25 protein-coding genes are annotated in these 23982 nt (G+C 42.5%); 19 read left to right on the forward strand and 6 right to left on the reverse strand.

What is annotated here, in order from left to right; translation table 11 throughout:
- The first annotated feature begins 25 nt into the window (after nt 1–25).
- Complete coding sequence (locus BMZ58_RS10480) at nt 26–319, forward strand: hypothetical protein (protein WP_341864781.1); 294 nt, start codon at nt 26–28, stop codon at nt 317–319.
- A gap of 275 nt (nt 320–594) precedes the next feature.
- On the opposite strand, the gene BMZ58_RS10485 is transcribed toward BMZ58_RS10480, so the two are convergent.
- Together BMZ58_RS10485 and BMZ58_RS10490 are read right to left on the reverse strand one after the other, a co-directional pair.
- Entirely contained in the window at nt 595–1173 is a 579-nt protein-coding gene (locus tag BMZ58_RS10485) for a YhcN/YlaJ family sporulation lipoprotein (RefSeq protein ID WP_075036509.1), read from the reverse strand.
- Nucleotides 1174–1258: 85 nt separating this feature from the next.
- Nucleotides 1259–1753, reverse strand: a complete 495-nt coding sequence (locus BMZ58_RS10490; protein WP_075036510.1) for a hypothetical protein — start codon at nt 1751–1753, stop codon at nt 1259–1261.
- 90 nt (nt 1754–1843) lie between these two features.
- On the opposite strand from BMZ58_RS10490, the gene glsA reads away from it, so the two are divergent.
- From glsA to BMZ58_RS10545, 11 genes are all read left to right on the forward strand, one after another.
- Nucleotides 1844–2773 (forward strand): glutaminase A, encoded by a 930-nt coding sequence (gene glsA / locus BMZ58_RS10495; RefSeq protein WP_075036511.1) that lies wholly within the window; start codon nt 1844–1846, stop codon nt 2771–2773.
- An 81-nt stretch (nt 2774–2854) separates the two neighbouring features.
- On the forward strand, nt 2855–3136 hold the full coding sequence (locus tag BMZ58_RS10500) for an Fpa/YlaN family protein (protein ID WP_075036512.1): 282 nt from the start codon (nt 2855–2857) through the stop codon (nt 3134–3136).
- Nucleotides 3137–3492: 356 nt separating this feature from the next.
- Complete coding sequence (pyc, locus tag BMZ58_RS10505) at nt 3493–6936, forward strand: pyruvate carboxylase (protein ID WP_075036513.1); 3444 nt, start codon at nt 3493–3495, stop codon at nt 6934–6936.
- Between the two features lie 589 nt (nt 6937–7525).
- Nucleotides 7526–8461: a heme o synthase gene (gene cyoE, locus BMZ58_RS10510; protein ID WP_075036514.1), complete on the forward strand. Its 936-nt coding sequence runs from the start codon at nt 7526–7528 to the stop codon at nt 8459–8461.
- Between the two features lie 71 nt (nt 8462–8532).
- A complete protein-coding gene (gene coxB, locus BMZ58_RS10515) occupies nt 8533–9597 on the forward strand; it encodes a cytochrome c oxidase subunit II (protein ID WP_075036515.1) in 1065 nt (354 codons plus the stop codon).
- Between the two features lie 38 nt (nt 9598–9635).
- Nucleotides 9636–11504 (forward strand): cytochrome c oxidase subunit I, encoded by a 1869-nt coding sequence (ctaD, locus tag BMZ58_RS10520; protein ID WP_075036516.1) that lies wholly within the window; start codon nt 9636–9638, stop codon nt 11502–11504.
- Nucleotides 11504–12127, forward strand: a complete 624-nt coding sequence (locus tag BMZ58_RS10525) for a cytochrome (ubi)quinol oxidase subunit III (protein ID WP_075036517.1) — start codon at nt 11504–11506, stop codon at nt 12125–12127. Before ctaD ends, BMZ58_RS10525 begins: the two co-directional genes overlap by 1 nt.
- A gap of 3 nt (nt 12128–12130) precedes the next feature.
- Nucleotides 12131–12457 carry a cytochrome c oxidase subunit IVB gene (ctaF, locus tag BMZ58_RS10530; protein WP_075036518.1) on the forward strand — a complete coding sequence of 109 codons (327 nt, stop codon included), beginning with the start codon at nt 12131–12133 and terminating at the stop codon, nt 12455–12457.
- A gap of 292 nt (nt 12458–12749) precedes the next feature.
- Entirely contained in the window at nt 12750–13649 is a 900-nt protein-coding gene (gene ctaG, locus BMZ58_RS10535; RefSeq protein WP_075036519.1) for a cytochrome c oxidase assembly factor CtaG, read from the forward strand.
- 29 nt (nt 13650–13678) lie between these two features.
- Complete coding sequence (locus BMZ58_RS10540; RefSeq protein WP_075036520.1) at nt 13679–14134, forward strand: DUF420 domain-containing protein; 456 nt, start codon at nt 13679–13681, stop codon at nt 14132–14134.
- 113 nt (nt 14135–14247) lie between these two features.
- On the forward strand, nt 14248–14787 hold the full coding sequence (locus tag BMZ58_RS10545) for a GNAT family N-acetyltransferase (RefSeq protein ID WP_075036521.1): 540 nt from the start codon (nt 14248–14250) through the stop codon (nt 14785–14787).
- Between the two features lie 560 nt (nt 14788–15347).
- On the opposite strand, the gene ytvI is transcribed toward BMZ58_RS10545, so the two are convergent.
- Together ytvI and BMZ58_RS10555 are read right to left on the reverse strand one after the other, a co-directional pair.
- Nucleotides 15348–16406 (reverse strand): sporulation integral membrane protein YtvI, encoded by a 1059-nt coding sequence (gene ytvI / locus BMZ58_RS10550; RefSeq protein WP_075036522.1) that lies wholly within the window; start codon nt 16404–16406, stop codon nt 15348–15350.
- Between the two features lie 137 nt (nt 16407–16543).
- A complete protein-coding gene (locus tag BMZ58_RS10555) occupies nt 16544–17020 on the reverse strand; it encodes a YugN family protein (RefSeq protein WP_075036523.1) in 477 nt (158 codons plus the stop codon).
- Between the two features lie 209 nt (nt 17021–17229).
- Here BMZ58_RS10555 and BMZ58_RS10560 point away from each other — a divergent pair, with 209 nt between their 5' ends.
- The 4 genes from BMZ58_RS10560 to BMZ58_RS10575 all read left to right on the forward strand — a co-directional run bounded on the left by BMZ58_RS10560 (nt 17230) and on the right by BMZ58_RS10575 (nt 19877).
- A complete protein-coding gene (locus BMZ58_RS10560; RefSeq protein WP_075036524.1) occupies nt 17230–17658 on the forward strand; it encodes a CBS domain-containing protein in 429 nt (142 codons plus the stop codon).
- A 253-nt stretch (nt 17659–17911) separates the two neighbouring features.
- Nucleotides 17912–18934 carry a CAP domain-containing protein gene (locus BMZ58_RS10565; RefSeq protein WP_083412683.1) on the forward strand — a complete coding sequence of 341 codons (1023 nt, stop codon included), beginning with the start codon at nt 17912–17914 and terminating at the stop codon, nt 18932–18934.
- Nucleotides 18935–18992: 58 nt separating this feature from the next.
- A complete protein-coding gene (gene ylbD / locus BMZ58_RS10570; protein WP_075036525.1) occupies nt 18993–19352 on the forward strand; it encodes a spore coat protein YlbD in 360 nt (119 codons plus the stop codon).
- Nucleotides 19353–19433: 81 nt separating this feature from the next.
- Complete coding sequence (locus BMZ58_RS10575) at nt 19434–19877, forward strand: YlbF/YmcA family competence regulator (protein WP_075036526.1); 444 nt, start codon at nt 19434–19436, stop codon at nt 19875–19877.
- A 2-nt stretch (nt 19878–19879) separates the two neighbouring features.
- Here BMZ58_RS10575 and BMZ58_RS10580 read toward each other — a convergent pair whose 3' ends face one another.
- Nucleotides 19880–20209 (reverse strand): hypothetical protein, encoded by a 330-nt coding sequence (locus BMZ58_RS10580; protein WP_075036527.1) that lies wholly within the window; start codon nt 20207–20209, stop codon nt 19880–19882.
- Between the two features lie 90 nt (nt 20210–20299).
- On the opposite strand from BMZ58_RS10580, the gene BMZ58_RS10585 reads away from it, so the two are divergent.
- A complete protein-coding gene (locus BMZ58_RS10585; protein WP_075036528.1) occupies nt 20300–20578 on the forward strand; it encodes a YlbG family protein in 279 nt (92 codons plus the stop codon).
- Nucleotides 20579–21057: 479 nt separating this feature from the next.
- Here BMZ58_RS10585 and BMZ58_RS10595 read toward each other — a convergent pair whose 3' ends face one another.
- Complete coding sequence (locus tag BMZ58_RS10595; RefSeq protein WP_075036530.1) at nt 21058–21447, reverse strand: DUF7147 family protein; 390 nt, start codon at nt 21445–21447, stop codon at nt 21058–21060.
- A 95-nt stretch (nt 21448–21542) separates the two neighbouring features.
- Here BMZ58_RS10595 and BMZ58_RS10600 point away from each other — a divergent pair, with 95 nt between their 5' ends.
- Both BMZ58_RS10600 and rsmD read left to right on the forward strand, forming a co-directional pair.
- Nucleotides 21543–22913: a hypothetical protein gene (locus BMZ58_RS10600; RefSeq protein ID WP_075036531.1), complete on the forward strand. Its 1371-nt coding sequence runs from the start codon at nt 21543–21545 to the stop codon at nt 22911–22913.
- 486 nt (nt 22914–23399) lie between these two features.
- The gene (rsmD, locus tag BMZ58_RS10605; protein WP_075036532.1) at nt 23400–23972 is read left to right on the forward strand and encodes a 16S rRNA (guanine(966)-N(2))-methyltransferase RsmD; all 573 of its coding nucleotides are present in this window, start codon (nt 23400–23402) and stop codon (nt 23970–23972) included.
- Nucleotides 23973–23982 lie beyond the last annotated feature (10 nt).

Here is a 23982-nt window from a genome sequence, read left to right on the forward strand (position 1 = left end):
TGTAACTACAGAAGAATAGGAAAGGATGATTTTTGTGAGAAAGCGTTGGATTTTCACTGCCATTGGAGCAGTTGCTGGAGGAACACTTGCTTATTGCCTTAAAGATGAAGAAAGTCGTCAGCAGGTGAAGGACAAGGCGCGGTCCATCCAGGGTAGTCTTGGTAAGTCTGATGATATGCCGATTGAAGAAGCGGGACAACCAGATCAAGATAATTTGGATAATGCGAAAATGGTAGCAGAGGGTTCCCAATTCGGTGTCCAGTACTATAATGAGTTAACAGAAAAAGAAAGAGAAATTTTAGAAAAAAGTAACAGCTAAATCCCTTGAGGGGTTTAGCTGTTTTTCTGTTGCCTTAAAGAACATTTAATTTTGAGCTAGTGATACGGAGGGTAACTATCAAGCATCGTGGCCCAGACAATTGCGACCTGAGCAATCCGTCCTCAAGGAAAGACCGACTCCCGTTTGTTTATTTGTTTCGTGTCTTTTAGGTACTCCTTCATTTCCACTGTCTATCCGGGCCACGCGACAGTTCTTACTTAAGTTGTGTAGAAGAGCAAGAACACCTATGCTTTTGGACTGGTTGATATTAGACATTATTGTTGTTTCGACTGTTCTTTTTCGATTTCTTCCAGTTCTTTTTGTTCCTTCTCTGGAACGGAGTCCTGGTTGTTGTTTGTTTTTGGTTTTTCATCAATCGATCCGCCTGGCATGTATCTGGCTATGATTTGACTAAGTTCATCTGTCACTGCTTCAACCGGATGACCTTCTGATATTTTTTCACCAAGGCCGCGAAGCCGTTCCACAACATCAGCATCGGCAACAACAGCAGCGTTTTTTCCATACGGGTCATGTTGAAGTGCCTCAGCAACGGAATACTTAATGACTCCTACCCGGGAACGATCGAGATCTTTGTCGACATCGATACCGACAACAGCATTATCGCCAAGGACGATTGCGGTTGCATCATGGACATCAGGCACTTGGACGGCAAGTTTGGCTAAGTGCCTTGCTGCCTCCTGGTTTGTCATATCTTTTCTTTCCACCGGGTCGGAATCGGTGACATATTTAAGATGCGAATCTGTTTGCTTTTCTTCAAGCAGGGACTCTTCGCCCCCGTTTTGCTGACAGGCAGCCATTAAAAGAAGGAATGTAAACAATAGTAATTTTCTCACAAGAAACACCACTTTTTTTATTTATAGCCTGTGTCAGCTTGTAGATAATATACAAAAAGGACAGCTTTCTCAGCTGCCCAATTGTTTACTGTAATACAATTTTTTTAATTCCCTTAATAGGATTGGAGCGGTTGGAACCATCTTTGAAATAAAGATGAACCGGCCCTTGTTCTTGAAGAGGTTTCCCATCTTCAGAAAAATGCAGGAGTGATTCGGCCAAAACATCAGCGTCAACGATTTCTTCCCCTTCGTGTGTGACAAGTGTCGCTTTTTTTACATCTTTTAGTGGCTCACTTGTATGTAGGAAAGGCTTTAAGGGCATCAGGAAGGTCCCCTTCAAAATCCGCTGCTTTTCGTAACGGTTGATGCTTTTATTGACAGGCGGGTTGATCTTTTGTTGATAGACCTCCCTGTCGAATCGGGTGGATCGACGTTTTAATTCATCTTCTTCCAAATGATCGGTCTCGTTTTCTTCTCCTTCAAAAATCTCTGAAAACGTCTTTTTTCTGTCATCGAAGATCCAGACAGTGGGATCAAGTGTAATCGGGAATTTTACATTACCTTCTATTTGAACAATCATGGCTGAAGCCACCTTTCCATTAGTAAAAAATCATCCATCCAAAATCATAGCAAAAAATGAATTCGATTTCATTAAAGGAGGCTCTATCCATTGATAAAAGAAATTACCGCAAATGTATTAGAGGACTGGTTGGACAATGTGCGGCCTTTTGCATATGATGGGCAAGTTGCCAATTATATTCCGGCTTTGTCGAGGAGTAATCCAGAAGATTTGGCTGTGGCTATTCATTATATTGATGGTCATGCGGTTGAAGCGGGGGAAACGGAAGTGCGCTTTACCCTTCAAAGCATATCGAAAGTCATCTCTCTTGCTCTAGCCCTGATGGACAATGGAGAGAACTATGTTTTTGATCGTGTAGGGATGGAACCTACAGGAGATCCCTTTCATTCGATCTACCGATTAGAACAAATTCCGTCAAAACCCTTGAATCCTATGATCAATGCAGGGGCGCTGGCTGTCACCAACATGATTCACGGAGATACACCTGACGAAAAAGTAGGAAGGTTACTAAGCTTCATCCATGAATTAACGGATGATTCTACCATCGGTTACAATGAAGAGGTAGCCACGTCCGAATTTGAATCCGCATTTTTAAATCGGTCTTTGCTTTACTATATGAAACAGCACCAAATTGTAACTGGAAGTGTTGAAGAGACGCTCGATGCCTATACGAAACAATGCGCCATAGAAGTAAATGTTTGTCAGCTGGCAAGAATCGGAGCGCTTTTAGCTAACGGTGGAAAGGATATCCAATCAGGACGGCGAATCATTCCGAGGCATTTAGCGCGGATTTGCAAAACATTCATGGTTACATGTGGCATGTATGATGCATCTGGTTCCTTCGCTATAAAGGTTGGAATCCCGGCTAAAAGTGGGGTTTCAGGCTCTGTGTTAGCTTCCTTGAACGATTTCGGGGGAATAGCCGTTTACGGTCCAAGCCTTGATGAAAAAGGGAACAGTGTTGTCGGCTTGAAATTACTTGAGACATTATCGAATCGTTACGATTTGTCGATTTTTTGATTCGTTTATTCCATCTTGCAATTTATCCCGTTAAACGGTAAGATGAGTAGAAGAAAGACTTGTATATCGGAGGGGATTTTGATGTTGTCTGATGTGGCTGTGGATCATCGAGAGAAAGCCTATGCCCTTCTAAAAGCTGACGCTGATAAGATATTAAGGTTGATAAAAGTACAGATGGACAACCTGACGATGCCTCAATGTCCACTATACGAAGAAGTTTTAGATACACAGATGTTCGGTTTATCCCGCGAAATTCACTTTGCGGTCCGCTTGAATTTAATCAGCGACGAAGAAGGTAAAGCACTTTTGGATAACCTTGAAAAACAGTTGAACGTTTTGCATGAGGCTGCACAAAAGTCATAATATGAGAACTCAAATTACGACGATTCCTGTTGTGATTTGAGTTTTTTTATTTGCCTAAAAGTTAAAAATTACGATGTGGAAGGCGTGATAAGTACATTTCTGTGCTTATTGCTTTATGTCGCGTAGTTCCTAAGTTTCTTCAACTCCTGTTCCTCTTTTTATGAAGCGCGGGGAAAGTTGTGACAACCGATTACCCTAAAGCAGCGTCGGAGTTGGGTCTCATTACTTAAAAATTTATGATATCTGTGATTCCATAACTTTAATTGTCAGATAAGAAGGAATTTTGAGAATCCCTGGCGAAAATCTATAACGGAGCGTTCAAATTCCTAAAATATAGACAATCAGGGAGTGGGATCATGGCAAAAACGAAAAAGATCAACAAAGTTTTAGTCGCGAACCGTGGGGAAATCGCAATCCGTGTGTTTCGCGCGTGTACAGAATTGGACATTCGCACTGTCGCCATTTATTCTCAAGAGGATACAGGCTCTTATCACCGATATAAGGCAGATGAAGCTTACTTGGTCGGAGAAGGTAAAAAGCCTATTGATGCTTATCTTGATATTGAAGGAATCATTGAAATAGCAAAAAGTGTGGGCGTGGATGCAATACATCCAGGCTACGGATTTTTATCTGAAAATATTCAATTTGCCCGGCGTTGTGAAGAAGAAGGGATTACATTCATCGGCCCGACGAGTGATCATTTAAACATGTTTGGAGATAAGGTGAAGGCACGGGACCAAGCAGTGCAAGCAGAAATACCCGTCATTCCCGGGAGCGATGGACCTGTTAGCGGGTTAGAAGAAATTCGTGAGTTCGGTAAACAACATGGCTTTCCATTGATGATCAAAGCAGCAATGGGCGGCGGAGGACGAGGGATGCGTGTTGTCAGAAGTGCGGATGCTCTTGAAGAGTCTTACGATAGAGCCCGTTCTGAAGCACGGGCAGCTTTTGGAAGTGATGAAGTTTATGTGGAGAAATTGATCGAAGAACCGAAGCATATTGAGGTGCAGATCATCGGGGACAAGGAAGGGAATATCGTTCACTTGTATGAACGGGATTGCTCTGTCCAGCGTAGACATCAGAAAGTGGTGGAAGTCGCTCCCAGTGTCAGCCTGGCAGAGGAAGTGAGAGAAGCCATTTGCCAATCAGCCGTCAAGCTGATGGACAATGTTAAATACATCAATGCAGGAACGGTTGAATTTCTCGTCACAGGGGATGAATTCTTTTTTATAGAAGTGAATCCTCGTGTCCAGGTAGAACACACGATCACGGAAATGATTACAGGTGTGGATATCGTCCAGACTCAAATTCTTGTAGCGGAAGGTTATGGTTTACATAGTGATCGTATTGCTATCCCTGAACAAGAGGAGATCCGGACACACGGATATGCCATCCAGTCCCGTGTAACGACGGAAGATCCGTTGAATAATTTTATGCCGGATACAGGAAAAATTATGGCCTATCGATCCGGCGGAGGATTTGGAGTCCGATTGGATGCAGGAAACGGTTTCCAGGGAGCTGTGATTTCGCCTTATTATGATTCCTTACTCGTAAAACTGTCCACGTGGGCATTGAGTTTTGATCAGGCTGCCCATAAAATGGTGCGTAACTTGAAAGAGTTCCGGATTAGGGGAATCAAAACGAATATTCCATTTTTGGAAAACGTCATCCAGCATAAACAATTCCTTTCAGGCGAATATAATACGATGTTTATCGATCGCTCCCCAGAGTTATTTGTCTTCCCTAAGCGGAAAGACAGGGGAACGAAGATGCTTTCCTACATTGCTGATCGGACAATAAACGGTTTTGAAGGGTATGGAAATCGGAAGAAGCCTACATATTCAAAACCTAGAATTCCAGAAATCAAACGGTCAGCAAAGGTGCCGGATGGTACGAAACAAATCTTAGATGAGCAAGGCCCTGAAGGACTGGCAGATTGGTTGAAGCAAAGAAATGAAGTGTTATTAACGGATACGACCTTTAGAGATGCTCACCAATCCTTGCTGGCAACGAGAGTCAGAACAAAAGATCTGGAAAATATCGCAGAGCCAACCGCCCGCCTCTTACCTGATCTTTTCTCATTAGAAATGTGGGGAGGAGCAACCTTCGACGTATCTTATCGTTTCCTGAACGAAGACCCATGGGAGCGATTGTTGAAGTTAAGGGAAAAAGCACCGAATGTACTTTTTCAAATGCTGCTGCGTGCTTCGAATGCTGTCGGTTATAAAAATTACCCGGATAACCTTATCCGTGAGTTTGTAGAGAAGAGTGCTAGTGCCGGCATTGATGTCTTCCGTATTTTTGATAGCCTCAATTGGGTGGAAGGAATGAAACTTGCCATAGAAGCTGTACGGGAGAGCGGGAAAGTTGCAGAAGCAGCGATGTGTTATACCGGTGACATTTTGGACAGCAGCAGACCGAAGTACGATCTTGCCTATTATCAAAAATTAGCGCTTGAACTGCAGGAATCTGGTGCTCATATTCTTGGAATCAAGGACATGGCTGGACTGTTGAAACCACAGGCTGCTTATCAGTTGATTTCCACCTTGAAAGAAACGGTCGATATTCCGATCCACCTTCACACACATGATACGAGTGGCAATGGATTATTCACTTATGCAAAGGCGATCGAAGCGGGCGTCGATGTTGTCGATGTAGCAACAGGATCGATGGCTGGATTCACGTCCCAGCCGAGTGCCAATAGCCTTTATTATGCACTGGAGAATAATGAACGCAAGCCGAAGATGGATATAGAAGCTTATGAAAAGCTCGGTCATTTCTGGGAAGACACAAGAAAATATTATCAGGACTTTGAGAGTGGAATGATGTCTCCACACACGGAAGTATATGAACATGAAATGCCTGGCGGTCAATACAGTAACCTCCAGCAACAGGCAAAAGCAGTGGGACTTGGCCAGCGCTGGGATGAAGTGAAGAGGATGTATCGCCGGGTTAATGACATGTTCGGAGACATTGTCAAAGTAACTCCATCCTCCAAAATTGTTGGAGATATGGCCTTATACATGGTTCAAAACGATTTGAATGAAGATGATATTTATGAAAAAGGTGAATCGCTGGACTTTCCGGACAGTGTTGTCGAATTCTTCCAGGGGTATCTAGGGCAGCCGTTCGGAGGTTTCCCTGCAGAACTGCAACGGATCATTTTGAAAGGCCGCGAACCGATCACCGTTCGACCAGGGGAGCTGTTAGAGCCTGTTGATTTCAACAATTTAAAAGAGACACTGTTTCATAAGTTGGACAGACAGGTTACAAGTTTCGATATGATTAGCTACGCTTTATATCCTAAGGTGTTCATGGACCACCAAAAATTCAGGGAACAATATGGCGATATGTCTGTTCTTGATACCCCGACATTCTTCTACGGAATGAGACTCGGAGAAGAGATTGAAGTGGAAATCGAACAAGGAAAGACATTAATAGTGAAGCTCGTTTCTGTCGGCGAGCCTCAGGTTGACGGAACACGTACCGTCTACTTTGAATTGAATGGCCAGCCGCGGGAAGTCGTGGTGAAGGATGAAAACGTGAAAGCTTCCGTCCAGCAACGTCCGAAAGCGGATAAAGCAAATAGCAAGCATATTGGTGCCAGTATGCCTGGTACAGTTATTAAAGTCCTCTCATCTAAAGGGGAAAAAGTGAAAAAAGGCGACCATCTTATGATTACAGAAGCGATGAAAATGGAAACGACCGTCCAGGCACCTTTCGATGGCGTCATCAAAGACATTTACGTGGATAATAATGAAGCTATTCATGTTGGCGATTTATTGATCGAATTTGAATGACAGGCTCAAAAGGGAGTAAAATGAAAGTTGCTATATCATAGAAAAAACAAGGGTGGAATCATCATAGATTTACACCCTTGTTTTTTTGTTCGATCAAGGACCTTAAAGGGGTCCCCTTGCTGGTTTCCAATCTCTTTTCTTCCCCGAACGGGGCGATGTGCTACTCAGTGAAAGCATTTTTTTCAGAAATGGGTGAAGAGCCTCTCCGATAACCACTCACCTCTTTACCTTTCAATAGCTAAGAATCCAACTCAAAACTTAAAAAAGCTTGCAATGTTACCTGGTGTTTGCTAGAAATATAAAGGTGTGCTTTTTATTGTAGAAAATTGTATGCTGGCAGTGAGTGATCAGCCTCCCTGTTAAAAAGTCAAAGAATGGTAGATACTAGGGAGTAAGCCCTTCACAAAGTTGTCACAAATAAATAAAATTGTTTACATTAAATAGATAGAAAAACAATTACATGATACAATTATTTTGATGTTTCTTGTCATGAACCTTTATGCAAGGATGGAAACAGCCCTTTGCTTACACAGAATAATTTGAAGAAATGTGTAGTATTACGGGGGTGTAGAAGGAGGAAGATAATACGATGGACAATCCGAGAACAGTCGAGTCTGCTTCTACAGAAATGATCCACACAAATAGCAATAATCATTCTTTGCTAGCTGATATAAAAAGCCTGATTAAAGTAGGAATCATCAATTCTAACCTGATTACCACTTTTGCAGGGTTTTGGCTCGCGATCCATTTCACTGGTACATCATTCTTCGACCAGTGGGTCACTTTCTTGCTGACAATGCTCGGAACCGCTTTCGTAATAGCAGGTGGTTGCGTGCTCAATAATTGGTATGACCGTGACATTGATCCGATCATGTCACGAACGAGTAACCGTCCGACCGTGACAGGTACGATGTCTTTATCATTTATAAAAATGTTAGGGATCGGCATTTCGATCCTGGGATTTGTCACTTTGCTCTTTACCACTTGGCAAGCGGCTGTGTGGGGAGCGTTTGGTTGGTTCGTCTATGTCGTGCTTTATACGATGTGGTCGAAGAGGAAATACACCATCAATACCGTTGTTGGAAGTTTCTCAGGGGCTGTGCCACCGTTAATCGGATGGGCAGCGATTGATCCTGGCTTACAACTGGAAGCAATCATTTTATTTTTGATCATGTTCATCTGGCAGACGCCGCACTTCCTGGCGTTAGCTATGAAAAAGAAAGATGAATATAAGGCTGCAGGGATCCCTATGCTCCCCGTCGTTCACGGGTTTCAGATGACAAAGCGGCAAATTGTCGTTTATGTTGCCTGTCTGCTACCATTACCGATCTATTTAGCATCATTAGGGACAGTTTTTCTCATTACAGCCTATGTGCTTTCCATTGGGTGGTTAGCTCTTGGGATTGCTGGATTCTTTATGAAAGACGATTATAAATGGGCGACATGGATGTTCATTTTTTCTTTGAACTACCTGACAATTATGTTCTTCATGATGGTCATCGTCACATTGCCTTTCCCATTTTAAAGAACTGACCTCCTTACGGGAGGTCAGTTTCTAAAATAAAAAGTACTACAAGAGAAAGAGAGGTATCACTCATGAGAGGTTGGATGGGTAAATTCCGTTCGTTATTCCTTTTCGGTGCTTTGACAATGCTTCTTACCGGTTGCGGTATTGAAAACATCAGTGCACTGAAGCCTAAAGGTTATGGCTCGGAATTATTATTTGATCTTATGTTGATCAGTATTGCGATAATGATTTTCGTATTCGTAATCGTTATGGCCATTTATGCTTTCGTTCTTCTCCGTTATCGTGAGAAGAAGGGACAGGAACATATCGTTCCGAAACAGACAGAAGGGAACAAGGCGCTGGAAGTGATTTGGACAGTAATCCCGATCATCCTTTTGCTTGTATTGGCTATCCCTACTGTGCAAGCGACTTTCGACCTTGCTGATCAATCGACGCAAGGAGATGAAGGCGTTATAACGATTGATGTCACCGGAAACCAGTATTGGTGGCAGTTCGACTACTCCGATGAGGAGATTTCTACAAGTCAGGAGCTCTACATCCCGACAAATGAAAGGGTATACTTAAACATGAAGTCCAGTGATGTCATCCACTCCTTCTGGGTCCCGGCTATTGCAGGGAAAATGGATACAAATCCTGGAGAAAACATGAACACAATGTACTTAGAAGCGTATGAAGAAGGCGTGTATGAAGGATTCTGTGCTGAACTTTGCGGACCTTCCCACTCCTTGATGTATTTCAAAGTAGTCGCTGTCAGCCCGGATAAATATGATCAATGGGTGGAAGACATGAAAAACATCGATCCAGAAGCGACACCTGAAACGGCATCTGCTCAGGAAGGCCAGGAGTTATTCAACAATAATTGTATGAGCTGTCACGCTATTGGTGGCGCGTCGGCTGGTGTTGGACCGAACTTGGGTAACTTCGGTAACCGTGAAAAGATTGCCGGAATTTTAGAGCCTTCAAAAGAAAACCTTGTAGATTGGATCGTTCACCCTGACGAGGTCAAGCCTGGTAACTCCATGCCATCTGAACTTGTCACGGAAGAAGAAGCGGGTAAAATTGCTGATTATCTACTGGAATTGAAACATTCTGATGTAGGTACAGAACTTCCGGTACAAAACGCCGAAGAGTAAACAATTATGAGAAAGAGGTTGAAAAGGGAGGTTAAAGCGTGAGTACTGCAGTAGCACAAAAACGTGGGCTCGGCGCTATGATTTGGGATTACTTGACAACAGTGGACCATAAGAAGATTGCACATCTTTACTTAGTCTCTGGTGGGTTGTTCTTCCTAATCGGTGGGCTCGAAGCCATGATAATTCGAATCCAGTTGATGAAACCGGACAATAATTTCATCTCCGCTGGGCTTTACAATGAAATGATTACAATGCATGGGACTACGATGATTTTCTTAGCAGCCATGCCGCTTATTTTTGCACTTATGAACGCCGTTGTTCCTTTACAGATCGGGGCAAGGGACGTAGCATTCCCATTCTTGAACTCCTTAGGGTTTTGGTTGTTCTTGTTTGGTGGACTAATGCTGAACGTATCCTGGTTTACCGGTGGTGCGCCGGATGCTGGATGGACAAACTACGCTCCGTTATCTACGACATCACCAGGTCATGGGGTAGACTACTATGTAATGGGGTTACAGATATCCGGTGCGGGGACTTTGATAGGTGGAATTAACTTCTTGGTTACCATCGTCAATATGAGAGCACCTGGTATGACTTACATGCGAATGCCTCTGTTTACATGGTCGGTATTCGTTACAAGTACTTTGATTCTATTCGCATTCCCTGCTTTGACAGTAGGACTATTCCTTATGATGTTTGACCGCATGTTTGGTTCAGCGTTTTTTGATGTAGGTCTTGGTGGTAACGTAATCATTTGGGAGCACTTATTCTGGATTTTCGGTCACCCGGAAGTTTACATTTTGATTCTTCCGTTGTTCGGAGCTTTCAGTGATATCTTTTCAACATTTTCCAAAAAACGCTTGTTCGGGTACTCAGCCATGGTATTCGCAACCGTATTAATCGGTTTTCTCGGTTTCATGGTATGGGCTCACCACATGTTTACGGTAGGTATGGGACCTATTGCTAACTCAATCTTCGCCGTAGCAACAATGGCGATTGCTGTACCTACAGGTATTAAGATTTTTAACTGGTTGTTCACTATGTGGGGCGGACAGATTAAGATGACTTCAGCAATGCTTTGGTCTATTGCCTTCATTCCTTCCTTTACTATTGGTGGAATGACAGGTGTTATGCTTGCAGCAGCTGCAGCAGACTATCAGTATCATGATACTTATTTCGTTGTTGGACACTTCCACTATGTAATCGTCGGTGGTGTGGTATTTGGTCTATTTGCGGCCTTACACTACTGGTGGCCGAAAATGTTCGGTAAGGTCCTTAACGAAAAACTCGGGAAGCTTGCTTTCTGGCCATTTTTCATCGGTTTCCACCTTACATTCTTTATTCAGCATTTCTTAGGGCTGATGGGTATGCCTCGCCGTTACTGGGTATTCATGGAAGGTCAAGGACTTGACACAGGAAACTTGATTAGTACCATTGGTGCATTCCTGATGGCGATTGGTACGATTATTTTCTTAACCAACGTTATTTACACATCTGTAAAAGAGAAGAAAGTAAGCGGAGATCCTTGGGATGGTCGTTCACTTGAATGGTCGATACCATCACCACCTCCACACTATAACTTTGTTCAAACCCCACTTGTACGTGGATTGGATCCATTGTGGGTAGAGAAGATGGATGGAAAAGAAGGCATGACACCAGCAGAGCCATTGGGTGACATCCATATGCCGAATGCCTCAATTCTTCCGTTTACAATTTCTTTAGGTACATTCATTGCTGGCTTCGGTTTCATCTACCAGGTGGACGATCCAGTATGGTTGATCGCAGTCTTTGCAGGTATGGGTCTAACACTTGGATCCATGTTGACGCGTTCCGTGAAAGATGATCTGGGTCATCATATTCATAAAGAAGACCTGGAAGAAGATATTAAGAAGGGGGCTGGCAAATAATGAGCTCTGAAGATGTACTCAACCCAAAACAGATGCCGCATGATCCTGAAAAAGCCACCCTTGAAGGCAGAAACAAATTTTTAGCATTCTGGTTTTTCCTAGGCGGTGAGACTGTACTCTTCGCAAGTCTCTTTGGTACCTACCTTGCGTTGAATGGGTCCACCCAAGGGGAAAATACGCCAGAGCACTTGTTCGGTCTGGAGCTCGTTTTCATTATGACAATGCTCCTGCTGACAAGTTCTTTAACAAGTGTTTATGCGATGTATCACATGAAGAACCATAATTTCCAAAAGATGCAGCTTTGGTTAGGGATTACAGTAGTCCTTGGACTAGGATTTCTCGGTATGGAGATTTATGAGTTCTATCATTACATTCACCATTACGAATTCACGTTCCGCTCCTCTGCGTTCGGATCCGCATTCTATACACTTGTAGGATTTCATGGAGGGCACGTTCTCTTCGGGCTAAGTTGGATTGTTACTCTTATGATCCGTAACCAAAAACGTGGATTGAACTTGTACAACGCACCGAAGTTTTATATCGCAAGCCTTTACTGGCACTTCATCGACGTTGTATGGGTATTCATTTTTACAGTCGTGTACCTTATGGGAAAGGTGGGTTAATCCATGGCAGATAACACACATTCCAAGCCAGTACATCAAAGAGAATTTGAAAAGAAACAACACCGCGAGGAAATGAAGCAACAGGTCCTCACATTTGCTTTGATGATTCTGTTCACATTGATCGCATTCGGAATGGTCATCATGGAAATCAATTCCTATTTCGTCATTCCGACTCTGATTATTCTGGCTGTTGTCCAGGTTGCTTTCCAGCTTTACTATTTCATGCATATGAAGAACAAAGGGCATGATATGGTGGCAATGATGATGTACGGTGGGGCTGCAGTTGCCGGCCTGACCATCATTACGTTCGTTTCCATCGTATGGTGGTAATTGAATAGAAAATAGAAAAAGACCGGGCTTCCGGTCTTTTTCTATATTTGGCAGATAGTTGGTTGGTGGTGGATTCAAAAATGGACGAATAAAATCAGGAAATGGGGCGGAAATCTTACCATAAGTCACAGCTATAAGCAGATGTTCTATAAGTTTTTCGTCATTAAAATGCCATCCACTTTTGACTAATTTATGAACAATGCCATTTATTCCTTATGGATGCTCGTTTTTTTGGCGATAATTAGGTAAAATGGAGAAGTACAAGTAATCAACAATCTGGGGTGAGACACCAATGTGGTTAGAACTTCAAATATTCGGTTTTCGGGCCTTGTGGAGTCCATTTTATTTGATTTTTGTTTTGTTATTATCCGCTGTATATTTTTATATTACAGGCCCAGGTCGTAAAAAAGGGACAGATCGACCAAGTGGGGCGCAGCAGTTCATGTTTTATACAGGGATGCTGTTGTTATACATCGTAAAAGGATCACCAGTTGATCTGCTGGGACATATCATGTTTACGGCACATATGACCCAGATGGCAATCTATTATTTACTGTTCCCGATACTTATCATCAAGGGGCTGCCGACATGGATATGGGAGAAAGTATTTGAAATGAAAGGGTTGAAGGCAGTATTAACTTTACTAACACGACCGCTTATAGCATTATTATTGTTTAATGCTCTTTTTTCCATGTATCATATGCCAGTCATTTTTGATTTTACAAAATCAAGTGAAATAGCCCATGCGGTGATTACAACGGTTATACTTTTCACTGCGTTTTGTATGTGGATTTCCGTTTTCCCACCTTTAGAACGCATCGACAGGTTAAGTCCGATATTGAAAATCGGTTTTATATTTGCTAATGGTGTACTTATTACTCCTGCTTGTGGTTTGATCATTTTTGCGGGGTCACCGCTTTATGAAACGTATTCGGAGGCAGGGGCCTGGATGCAAGCGATGAGCCTTTGTGTACCGGCAGATGTGTTGAATGGAATTTCTGCAAGTTTAAGTGGTCCGAACTATTTCACTCCAATGCCATTAATCGAAGATCAGCAATTGGGTGGTATTATAATGAAAGTGACACAAGAGGTCATCTTCGGAGCGATCATCGCTTATATATTCTTCAGTTGGTTTAATCGGGAGCGTGACACAATCGATCCGCTTCCATCTCAAGTACAGACAGATTCATAGAGAGTGTTAAAGGGAGAAGAGGTGTAGGTATGCCATTATTGCCGACATTAAGCACGTTGTTCATCGTCGTGAGTGCTGTGTTTGTTGCCTTCGGGTGGATATTGATTGTCAAAAACAAACGCGAATCTCACAGAAAAGTAATGATAGCAGCCGCAATCAGTGCATTAACATTTTTCATCATCTACCTGAGCCGTACCGTTTTTGTAGGAAATACGAGTTTTGGTGGACCGGATGATATTAAAATATATTATACGATCTTTTTAATTTTCCATATCTTTTTAGCAACAGTAGGTGCCGTTTTTGGGTTAGTAACCCTAACATTAGCTTTTAAACGTAATATAAAAAAGCATCGTAAAATCGGTCCTATTACAAGTATCATATGGTTTTGCACTGCCATCACGGGTGTTGCTGTTTATTTACTGCTTTATATCATTTATGACGGTGGCACAACAACAAGTATGATTAAAGCTATATTCGGGACATGAACGAGAACAACGAATCATAATGGATTCGTTGTTTTTTGTTTAACAAGTTTTTGAAAAAGGTATAAAGAAGTGTATGGGACTTCCATATACATAAAGGAAAGGGATGACCACGAATGGAATTGAAAACAGAGAGACTACAGTTGTTCCCGATAACTCTCGATCTTTCGCAAACGTTGATGAAGAACTCACTCGCTTTTTATTACAAGTACCAGCTGCCATGGAACAAAAATTGGCCGCATGACGGATTGAAAGCGCTTCTCCCAATGTATGCAGAGCGTCTGGAAAACAATCCTGATGAAATCGGCTTTGGACCCTGGGTTATGCTTGATAAAGCAGGGGAACACGTAATTGGTGATATCGGGTTTAAAGGAAGGCCCGATGACAATGGAAATGTAGAAATTGGTTACCATGTTGTTGCATCAGAACGCAATTTCGGTTTTGCATCGGAAGCAGTATCGGCACTCTGTCAGTGGGCGTTTAAAGAGAAAAAGGTGGAAGGGATTGAAGCCCAGTGTGATAAGAATAATATTCCTTCACAAAAAGTTTTAATTAACAACGGTTTTAATCATACGGGCCGCAGTCAGGATATTCTTGTATTTAAAAAAGAGAAAGCTGTCCATAAAAAGGAAGATTCATTTAAAGAAGGTAAATAAAAAGCGTCTGAAGCAACAGCTTCAGACGCTTTTTATTTTCGTAACCCTTCCACATAAGCTCTCTTATCTTGAACACTCAGTTTCGAGACTTTAGTAAGTGATTATGGTGGCTGGAAAACAGCTCGCTTTCCTGCGGGGATGGCGGCAAGCCTCCTCGAGCTAAAAGCTCTGCGGGGTCTCGCCAGCCAATCCATTCCGCGGGAGTCTCCCTGTTTTCCAGCCACCATACGGTAAGAAGCTCTCGAAACTACCTTTTAAAAGTAGGAGCTTTGGCGGCTGAAAATGCTATAGCTAAGGCGTTAAGCCCTGATTATCCTCCCAAATAGGGCAGGTTCTCACGCAAGCGATTTCGAGTAACTTATATGGCAAGGGGCGTGGGGGAAGGGGGAGACTCCCGTGGGAGAAGGAGCGAGGCGAGACCCCGCAAGGCTTTAGCCTGAGGAGGCTTGCCAGTTCCCCCGCAGGAAAGCGAGTCCTTCCCCCACGACCCTTAAACTCCCACAAACATCTCGAAATCGAGTCTTCCGGAATACTGCCATATAGTTGAATAAATATTGGACTTAGAGTTTATAGTTCCATTTGATAATGCCGGCTTCTTTCGCTGAATTGAAAGCTATCACCACAAGGGGGCCAAGGATGAAGCCGAGAAGACCGATCAACTGTAAACCTAGATACATGGCGATCAACGTTGCTAACGGAGAGAGGCCGATATGGCGTCCCATGACTTTAGGCTCGACAGTACGCCTGATGGCCAACAGGATGATTGCTAACAGACCAAGCTTAGTACCTATAGCGATGTCGCCGATGATGAACATGTAAATAGACCATGGACCTAGAATGACAATCGATCCAATGATTGGGATGAAATCAATCGCCCAAATGATGAGAGACATGATCAAAGCAACATCAGGAGCAATCCATAACAAGCCTATCAGAGAGACGACGAATATGATGATACTGACAAGAAATTGTGCTTTCAGGAAACCGAACACCACGTAAGAAAGACGTGCGTTCATGAATTTCACTTTTTCTGATGATGCCTCTGTAAGTTGATCATGCATTTTATCTCTCAGACGGGGAAGTTCCAGCATGAATAGGAACAAAGCAATTAAATAAACGAGAAAACTTACGAGCAGTTCAGGGATTTTAGCTGCGATAGCCGCAATATTCGAGAGCTGCAGTTTTTCGGAAATGGCAGTTGTTGTGCGATCTACGGCATTCATCATTTCATTTGTGACTTTATCAACGAATTCTTTTGGCATCGTCTGTGAAAAACTTGCCATGTGTTTTTCCCAGTCAAGCAATACATTATTGATCTGGTTGATATATTGTGGTGCATTGTCTGCTAATTGTACGATTTGCGTAACCGCCCTCGTCACAGCGAACGTTCCTAGTAACCCGAGAAAAACGAGAAACAGAAGGAAGACGATCGTTACAGACATCTTACGGTTGATTCGAAATCTGAACTGTATTAACCGGACAGTCGGATTTAAAAACAGTGCCGTTACAAAAGCTAAGATTAGTGGAATCGATACCGGTAAGATGAAATAACCTGCTACGATCAATAAAATGGCTAACAGGATTAAAATCCATTGCTTTTTTGAAAGATAACGGAACAATGTATGTATAGGTCTCCTTTCCCCATAAACCTATTGAAAATAAATATGATCTATGTTCAATTTTAAAAAAGTCGCTCACCATACAATGATGTGCGACTTGTGCATGCAGCCTTTAAAAAGTAAGGCCGGGCAAATTATTAACGGCGTTCAGGATTGTTGGAAAGCTCCTCGACTTTTTGCAGGACTTCCTGATTTTCGTTTTCTTCGGCCCATTTTTTGAGCTTGTCTAATACCACATGTTCAGGAACTTGACTATGATATTGTTTTGCAGGTTCACTTACTTTACTAACAAGTGATTTTGCTTTATGGATGATATTTTCAGAAAAGCCTTCCTGGTGGCCATATTCTACACCGTGTGGATAGTAGTGACGTCCTAATAGCGGTTTCATCAAACGGACAACCGCATCTCCACTATCTACGTCACCTTCCAAAGCAAATCCTTGGATTCGGATGTAATAAGTGATGTTTTTTTCCGGTGCGTTCAATTTATAATCATAAGTTACGCGTTCATAGTCCCATGAACCACCGAGGATGAAGCCATTTCTTTCCATAAGTTCTGTCAAAGGTTTAATGTCAACGACAAGACCTTCTATACCAGTGCCTTCTAATTTCATTACTGTCCACCTCGCAAAATGATATGTATCTTTCCTTATTTTAGTATGAAAAGATGCTGGTTGCAATTTGTTTGACCATTGTCTTTTCATATGCTTAATATCTGTGATTCCCTTTCCATTATACTATAAAAGGTTTGGGGATGCATGTAATAAATTCACCAAAAAGGGGACAATAAACAATGATCATGACTTAAAAAGGAGGATCTTTCATGAAAACGGTAAAAGATATTATGACTAGTGATGTTTCTGTCTGCCATACGAATGATCAATTGAGTGACGCAGCGTCTATGATGAAGGAAAAAAATGTTGGCGCGATTCCGATCTGTGACGATCAAGGTAATTTGATGGGAATGGTAACAGACCGTGACCTCGTGATCCGCGGGTATGCAGCGAAAAAACCCGACTCTACCCCAATTCAACAGGTAATGAGTGACCGTATGTACAGCTGTACACCTGATAGTTCCTTGGAAGAAGCAAGTAAAATCATGGCTGAGCATCAAGTCCGCCGTCTTCCGGTAGTTGAAAATGGTAAGCTTTCCGGAATCATTTCATTGGGCGATTTGTCTACAGAAAAGATGTCCGATCATGCAGCTGGTGTCGCTCTACAGGATATTTCCGAGCGTCCTGAGCTTCACTAAATGTTAATAGAGTCTGCTTTGTTGCAGGCTCTATTTTTTATAAAAAGAATCCGAGTTAAAAGTAAACAATCCCGGCTCCTATAGGTAATCCGGTCAATCCAGTCGTGATTCAGCTGTTTTCTCATAGAAGAAGAACAACCGGTTTATAGTGATATTTTCAGAATCCATGCATCTTTTTCACTATTTCTAATCATAGCCTTCCTATAAAAAGCTTATACATACCATATAACCAAAGTCCAATGAGGAGTTAGATATGACTAAAAAAATTTTCTTCTTTTTCTTATTTCTTATGACATGCAGCGGGGCATGGTTCCTTTTAGGAAGACCTGCGGTTGATCAACCAATTGTTGTTCAAACAGATGAACCCTCCGTGGAAACGGTCGGAAAACTGGAGCAGGAGGAAAGTCGATTGCCTTTCTTTTCCATCAGAGGTCGTCCATCCATGGAAATTTTAGAAGAGATCGGAAAGCCCACAAGAACAGAACCTAGCGAGTATGGTTACGAGTGGTGGGTATATGAAGAGGAAAATCAAGTGGTAATGCAGCTGGGGATTCAGAACGATGAAGTAGTCACGGGTGTGCTTTTTCATCCGGAAGAGGGGAAAGTGAAAATCGGCGATAAGTACAAGGATGTTAAAGAGCGATTTTCTTTGCAAGAGTCTTACCGGTTGGAAAGTGAAGGAGCATACACCCTTGAACTTACAGAAAAAGACTTGAAAGAGCGCCCGGTAATATCCCTTAGTGATCGTTGGTCTGCACAATTATACATCGATAACGTTACAGAGAAAGTATTCGCAATCCGCATGGTCCGGAATGACATCCTTCTTAAGCATCAGCCGTATAAAATCATATATCGTGGCTCTCTTCCGCAGCAAGAATCTTTGACCTCCACACAATGGGAGGAGGTGCAATCTGGTATGGAAGCCCAAATTTTCTCCATCACCAATAACCTACGCGTTCAGAACGGGTTGGATGCCCTTACATCTCATGAAGGGGCGAGGGAAGTCGCTTTCTCACACAGCAGGGACATGGATGAACACAACTATTTCTCCCATTATTCCCAAAATGGCGACGGGTTAAAGGAACGCTTAGGGGAACTCAGCTATATAAGGGCAGGGGAAAATATCGCTTCCCAGTATGTCGATGCAACAGCTGCTGTCCATGGTTGGCTCAACAGCCCAGGGCACAGAAAGGCTTTGTTGGATCCAGACTATACACACCTTGGCGTCGGTGTCCATCAGAGGTACTATACTCAGAATTTCTTAACAGTACCATGAACGCCCAGACGTACCTTGCATAGGCTATATTGTAGTTCTAACTGCGAGGTGTAGAGGGATGAGTACAAATGAATTACACCCTAGTGTCCAAAAGTTCAAAGATTTTGTTGATCGGAACCCGAAAGTGAAAGGGCAGTTGAGGAAAAATCATAAGCTGATCCAAAGCTATTATGAAAAATACATGATTCTTGGGGAGGATGACCCTTTTTGGGATTCGCTGCCTTCTGTGAAAAAAGAATCTTCAAAAGCCAAGAAGGACTGGATTAAACATTTGGCTGCCTTGATGGAAGATATTAATTGGGAAGAGGTTTCCCGCCAGATCGATGAACTGAACGGGGCAATAGGGCAATTCCAACAATTGATCACAAATGTCAAAAAGGAATCAGGCAAGAAAGAAATGGAATATCCGTATTACTGAATCCTGTGCAGGTGGAAAACATCTCTCATTTCCATCTGCCTTTCTATTTGGTAAAATAAGAGATGGAGGTGGACATGTTATATGTTAGCAACCATGGAGATTGTTGATTTACTAGACTGTTCTGAATCCATCGGCCAAATGGTCATGCATTCAGAGACTATGGAGCAATACCAAGAGGCTAAACAAGCTCTTGAAAATGATAAAGAGGCGCAGAGACTTATAAAAGACTTTGCCAACATGAAAGAACACTATGAAGACGTCCAACGGTTTGGCAGGTATCACCCGGATTATAATACCATCATGAAGAAAGTCCGTGCCGTCAAAAGGGAGATGGACATGCATGAGACCGTGGCCCACTTCAAAAAAGCGGAACGGAACATCCAGAAACTTTTGGATGAAATCAGCGAAAGTGTCGCTTTCAGTGTAAGTGAACAAATCAAAGTGCCTAAGAACGGAATGGCGCTTACGGATACAGGATGCAGCGGAGGTTGCGGAAGTGGTGGAAGTTGTGGGTGTGCTTCTTAATCTTACGGATCTGTAAACCGGATGCAGTCCTCACATAGATTGCCGCAGCAGAACATTTTCCGCTGTGGCACCAGAAAACGAACACGGTAAACATAGAGCGTCTGATTCTTGCGTACAAAGCTCATCGCAAGGGTCAGGCGTTTTCCTTTCATCGCCTTTGATGCACACCATTTCAGAGACTGTTCTATTTGTTCCCTGCTACTGTCCTTTTCTGGCCATAAGTAAACAAACGGAATACCAGCTATCTTTTTACATTCTACTTCAGCAAATACTTCCGACTTTCCTAATAGTTCTTCAAATACAAGGGAAGCACGTTCGTGATCGGTTAACACGGTCAACTCCACCTTTCTTCATTGCCGCGAGCGTTGACATTTGGTAAACTGTCCATAACATACTAGTTCCATGGGGAGTAGAGAGATATTATGAATAGGACGAAGCGACAAGGACTTATCGTTTACTTTCAACATATGAAAAACATTAGACAAATTAAGAAGCATGGGCACTTGATCCATGCATCCAAAAGAATGAAATATGCTTTATTGTACGTTAACCAGGAAGATATTGATTATAAAATGGAAAAGCTTGAGCGTTTACCATTCGTTTCCCATGTCGTTCCATCTTATAAACCAGATATACGGACGGATTATGAAAATGCTAAACCCGACAAAGCTAAACAATACGACTACAAAATGGGAATCTAAGCAGATGATAGTGGAAGACGCGCTCTTTAATTTTATGTAGTAAAAGGGGCGATGGGGAGCGAGTCGCTTTCCGCGGGGGCGGTGAGTGCGTCGTGGGGGTCTCACCATGCACTCTATTCCCGCAGAGTCTCCCGCTCCCAATCGCCTCTTGCCATATAGTTTTTTTAAATTAAATATTACTCACTCCATATTTATTTGCAAAGCATTGGTTGAATACGGATCACCAATCCATTCTAAGATACTTGATATTTTGAATGATGTTTTATTTTGCTCGTTTATTAAAAAAGTGGGACGTTTCATTGCTTTTGTAGTAAGTGTGCCTATTCTATTCTTTTATAATAATAGGAAAAGCGCCGTCGTTTGGACTGGCGCTTTTTTTGTAGTTGAAGGAAATTCATGATATTAGAAGTTACTGTTATTTATCAGAAAAAGCGGTACAAGGGTCAAGCGCTCTTGTTCCTTGAACCTTTATTCATGTCTCAACTTAGTGGTGCGATGAACTTATTCATACGGAGGATGCCGATCAAGTGTTGATAAAACAATTCTGTTTCAGGGAACAGATTGGATGGTTTGATGGTGAATTCACTAACCTCTTTACCGGCCTCTTCCACCATTTTTTTATAAAGATCGAACCGTTGATTAGGTTGTTCATGGGGGTTGGGAATCCCTTCACGGCAAATATAAATAGGTTGGAACTTGTCCGTGTGTGCGGGCTTCATCACGAGTGACAGAGATGCGACAGGTTTGCCGTTTTTCTCACTATAGAAGGCAATCGCATGCTGGATCCTCTCCGGCATCCGGCTGCCCAGGTCGACTAACTCATAAATATCCGCATAACCTTCGCCAAGTTCAATGAATTTTTGTATCATAGATGATGTACGCTCCTTTTATACTATCCATTACTCCAAATAAACGTAGCACGAAATCCTGTCCCTGTAAATTCCGATATAAAGGAGATGATTCGATGAAGAGACTATGGATACCGCTGAGTTTACTTGTCAGTTTGTCGACTCTCCTTCTTTTTTATCAATGGAGTGATGCCAAGGGCAACGCTGTGGATAATTCAGAGCCACCCCTCCGTTTGGATATAGGGATGGCAATCAAAGAGGATCAGGTCCACATTGGTTTTACATATGATTCATTACGGCCAGGGAAATACTCGATGCAGCTTCCAGATGAGGCAAGGGATCTTCAGTGCACATTTAATGGAAATGGTACTTGTAGAATCATAAATAAAGCTCAAATGAACCTTGAAAGGATAGAAACAGTCACTATTAAGTATGCCATCCCGTTGGCAAGTACCAATGTGCTTATGGATTGGATGCTTGAACTTGAAGGAAATGGAGAAAAGGTGGATCCTCCCTATACGCTAACATTAGAAGATTACAATAATATAGAATCCACATGGGTGGCACCAGCTTCTAAAAGTAGTGACATCGTTATGGACAACCTTCGATATTTGGAGTTCGAGCAGAGCAATGGCCCGATGCCACTCCTTCAACCGATGGAGGAGAAAGTGTGGCACTATGGAAACAGTGTGGTGACAGTTGCAGAAGGAGAAAGCCTTTCTGCTTCAACTAGAAGTGAATTGAAAAATTTTCTATCGCTCACAGGCCCAGCAATTGTAGAGCTCGATCGTCCCGAGGTACGTATTGAAAATGCGTACCTGACGACAAAAGGACATGATATAAAGGCGTTAGAAGCGGAATACATATCTTCTCACATAAAATCAATCGCTGATGTGGAAACTTCATGGGAAGCGGAGGTAATGAAAGATGTATTTCATCAAAAAGGGACATCGGTAGCAAAAGAAATCCTTACTAGTCTCAGTGACGAACAACTCTCCGATTGGAAACGGCTGCTTTTGGCTGAAGAAGAGGTAACGGATATCTCTAAGTTTCTCGACGAGACACTATCAGAAGTTTACGGATTAGAGACCACTTTTTTTAAAGAACAAAATCGTGGGGAAAGTCTCCTGCTATATTTTCACCATCAAAAGAAAGCAATAATAGAGGGGACGGAACTCACAGAAAAAGTCCTCCATTATCAAGGATCCACGTACTTTCCGTTGAATGAACTGGCTGTTTCTGCCAGATATGATATTACCGAAATTGAACCTGGGAAAATCTATCGTGTGAAACTGCCCGACACGACGTATCGTTTCTTTGTAGACGAAACTACTTTTATCATGAATGAAGAAAGTTTTGGGATAGGTAACAATTTATTGAAAATAATGGATGGAATACCTTATATAAAAGCGGATTATGTAGAAGAACTTTTCCACTTAAGAATCATTTCGGATGAAAACTTGTTCCGTCTGCAAAAAAAAAAATAGGGCCGCCCATTTGGGCAGCCCCGCTTTTTTGTCCATACGAGATGAAACAAAAAAGTAAAGGGAGAGGAGAAACCGGAGGAAGAGCTTATGGGGATGTAAGCCTTCTCCGTTTTCAGAAGCAGTATCATCCGCTTCAAGTGTTATTATGTACCGTGTGATTCAAGTTTATTCACCAACAATGAAAAAAGTTTTATGAATGGCAGGAATTAAACAAAATCGACCTCACCCATGTGTGAAGGAGAAGGGTGGAAGGTGGAATTGTCCCTTCACTCCGGTGCTCTGCTTATGCGTGTCAGGACTCCCAGCCTCTTTCCACACCATATCCGTCTAATTCCAGTGCCTAGCCCCTCGAGGTCTTAAGTCCAAGTGGGAGTGGAAGAAAATCGCTTCCATTCCCACTTGTTCTTAAGCTTGTCGGGGCTGAACAAGGCACTTCCATATTTGAAACTTCCCTCTTGTGTTTGTTTTGTGGTAGGATTATGGAGAATGCTGACAAGTGAGGTGTGTGGAATGCGAGTGATTTCTGGTGATTTTAAGGGAAGGCAGTTGAAATCTGTCCCTACTCATAAAACAAGGCCGACGACAGATAAGGTGAAGGAAGCGGTTTTTCACGGGATCGGCCCGTATTTTCAGGGTGGGAAAGCTTTGGATTTATTCGCAGGTAGCGGTGGATTAGGAATTGAAGCATTAAGCCGCGGTGCGGAGTCTTGTGTTTTTGTTGATCAACAACATAAAGCTATTCAGACCATTTATGAAAATATCAAGCTTTTGAATATAGAGGACCGTGTAGAAGTCTTTAAAACTGATGCGACTAGAGCAATCAAGGCTGCAGGGAAACGCGGTTTGACGTTCGATTATATCTTCCTTGATCCTCCCTATAAGAAGTTTTCCTATAAGGAGTTAATGGAAGCGCTTTTAGAACAGGAACTGGTTGCAGAAGGTGCGACAATTGTATGTGAGCATGACTCTTCAGAAGAGATTCCCGAAGAAGTCGGCCAGTTAAAGCGTATAAAAACCGATCATTATGGCAGTAATATCGGTGTATCGATCTTTGAGTGAGGTGGAAGAT

Origin of the sequence: Halobacillus dabanensis (assembly GCF_900114165.1) — a bacterium.
Taxonomy (GTDB): Bacteria; Bacillota; Bacilli; order Bacillales; family Halobacillaceae; genus Halobacillus; species Halobacillus dabanensis.

What these genes read in the sequence shown, in the direction of transcription:
- BMZ58_RS10525 (WP_075036517.1), top strand. Translation starts at nt 11,504, where the DNA reads ATGAGCTCTGAAGATGTACTCAACCCAAAACAGATGCCGCATGATCCT.
- BMZ58_RS10600 (WP_075036531.1), top strand. Translation starts at nt 21,543, where the DNA reads ATGAAGAGACTATGGATACCGCTGAGTTTACTTGTCAGTTTGTCGACT.
- BMZ58_RS10575 (WP_075036526.1), top strand. Translation starts at nt 19,434, where the DNA reads ATGTTAGCAACCATGGAGATTGTTGATTTACTAGACTGTTCTGAATCC.
- BMZ58_RS10585 (WP_075036528.1), top strand. Translation starts at nt 20,300, where the DNA reads ATGAATAGGACGAAGCGACAAGGACTTATCGTTTACTTTCAACATATG.
- BMZ58_RS10595 (WP_075036530.1), bottom strand. Translation starts at nt 21,447, where the DNA reads ATGATACAAAAATTCATTGAACTTGGCGAAGGTTATGCGGATATTTAT.
- ctaG (WP_075036519.1), top strand. Translation starts at nt 12,750, where the DNA reads ATGTGGTTAGAACTTCAAATATTCGGTTTTCGGGCCTTGTGGAGTCCA.
- BMZ58_RS10540 (WP_075036520.1), top strand. Translation starts at nt 13,679, where the DNA reads ATGCCATTATTGCCGACATTAAGCACGTTGTTCATCGTCGTGAGTGCT.
- ctaF (WP_075036518.1), top strand. Translation starts at nt 12,131, where the DNA reads ATGGCAGATAACACACATTCCAAGCCAGTACATCAAAGAGAATTTGAA.
- BMZ58_RS10545 (WP_075036521.1), top strand. Translation starts at nt 14,248, where the DNA reads ATGGAATTGAAAACAGAGAGACTACAGTTGTTCCCGATAACTCTCGAT.
- rsmD (WP_075036532.1), top strand. Translation starts at nt 23,400, where the DNA reads ATGCTGACAAGTGAGGTGTGTGGAATGCGAGTGATTTCTGGTGATTTT.
- BMZ58_RS10560 (WP_075036524.1), top strand. Translation starts at nt 17,230, where the DNA reads ATGAAAACGGTAAAAGATATTATGACTAGTGATGTTTCTGTCTGCCAT.
- BMZ58_RS10565 (WP_083412683.1), top strand. Translation starts at nt 17,912, where the DNA reads ATGACTAAAAAAATTTTCTTCTTTTTCTTATTTCTTATGACATGCAGC.
- BMZ58_RS10480 (WP_341864781.1), top strand. Translation starts at nt 26, where the DNA reads ATGATTTTTGTGAGAAAGCGTTGGATTTTCACTGCCATTGGAGCAGTT.
- BMZ58_RS10490 (WP_075036510.1), bottom strand. Translation starts at nt 1,753, where the DNA reads ATGATTGTTCAAATAGAAGGTAATGTAAAATTCCCGATTACACTTGAT.
- ylbD (WP_075036525.1), top strand. Translation starts at nt 18,993, where the DNA reads ATGAGTACAAATGAATTACACCCTAGTGTCCAAAAGTTCAAAGATTTT.
- BMZ58_RS10500 (WP_075036512.1), top strand. Translation starts at nt 2,855, where the DNA reads ATGTTGTCTGATGTGGCTGTGGATCATCGAGAGAAAGCCTATGCCCTT.
- BMZ58_RS10555 (WP_075036523.1), bottom strand. Translation starts at nt 17,020, where the DNA reads ATGAAATTAGAAGGCACTGGTATAGAAGGTCTTGTCGTTGACATTAAA.
- pyc (WP_075036513.1), top strand. Translation starts at nt 3,493, where the DNA reads ATGGCAAAAACGAAAAAGATCAACAAAGTTTTAGTCGCGAACCGTGGG.
- coxB (WP_075036515.1), top strand. Translation starts at nt 8,533, where the DNA reads ATGAGAGGTTGGATGGGTAAATTCCGTTCGTTATTCCTTTTCGGTGCT.
- cyoE (WP_075036514.1), top strand. Translation starts at nt 7,526, where the DNA reads ATGGACAATCCGAGAACAGTCGAGTCTGCTTCTACAGAAATGATCCAC.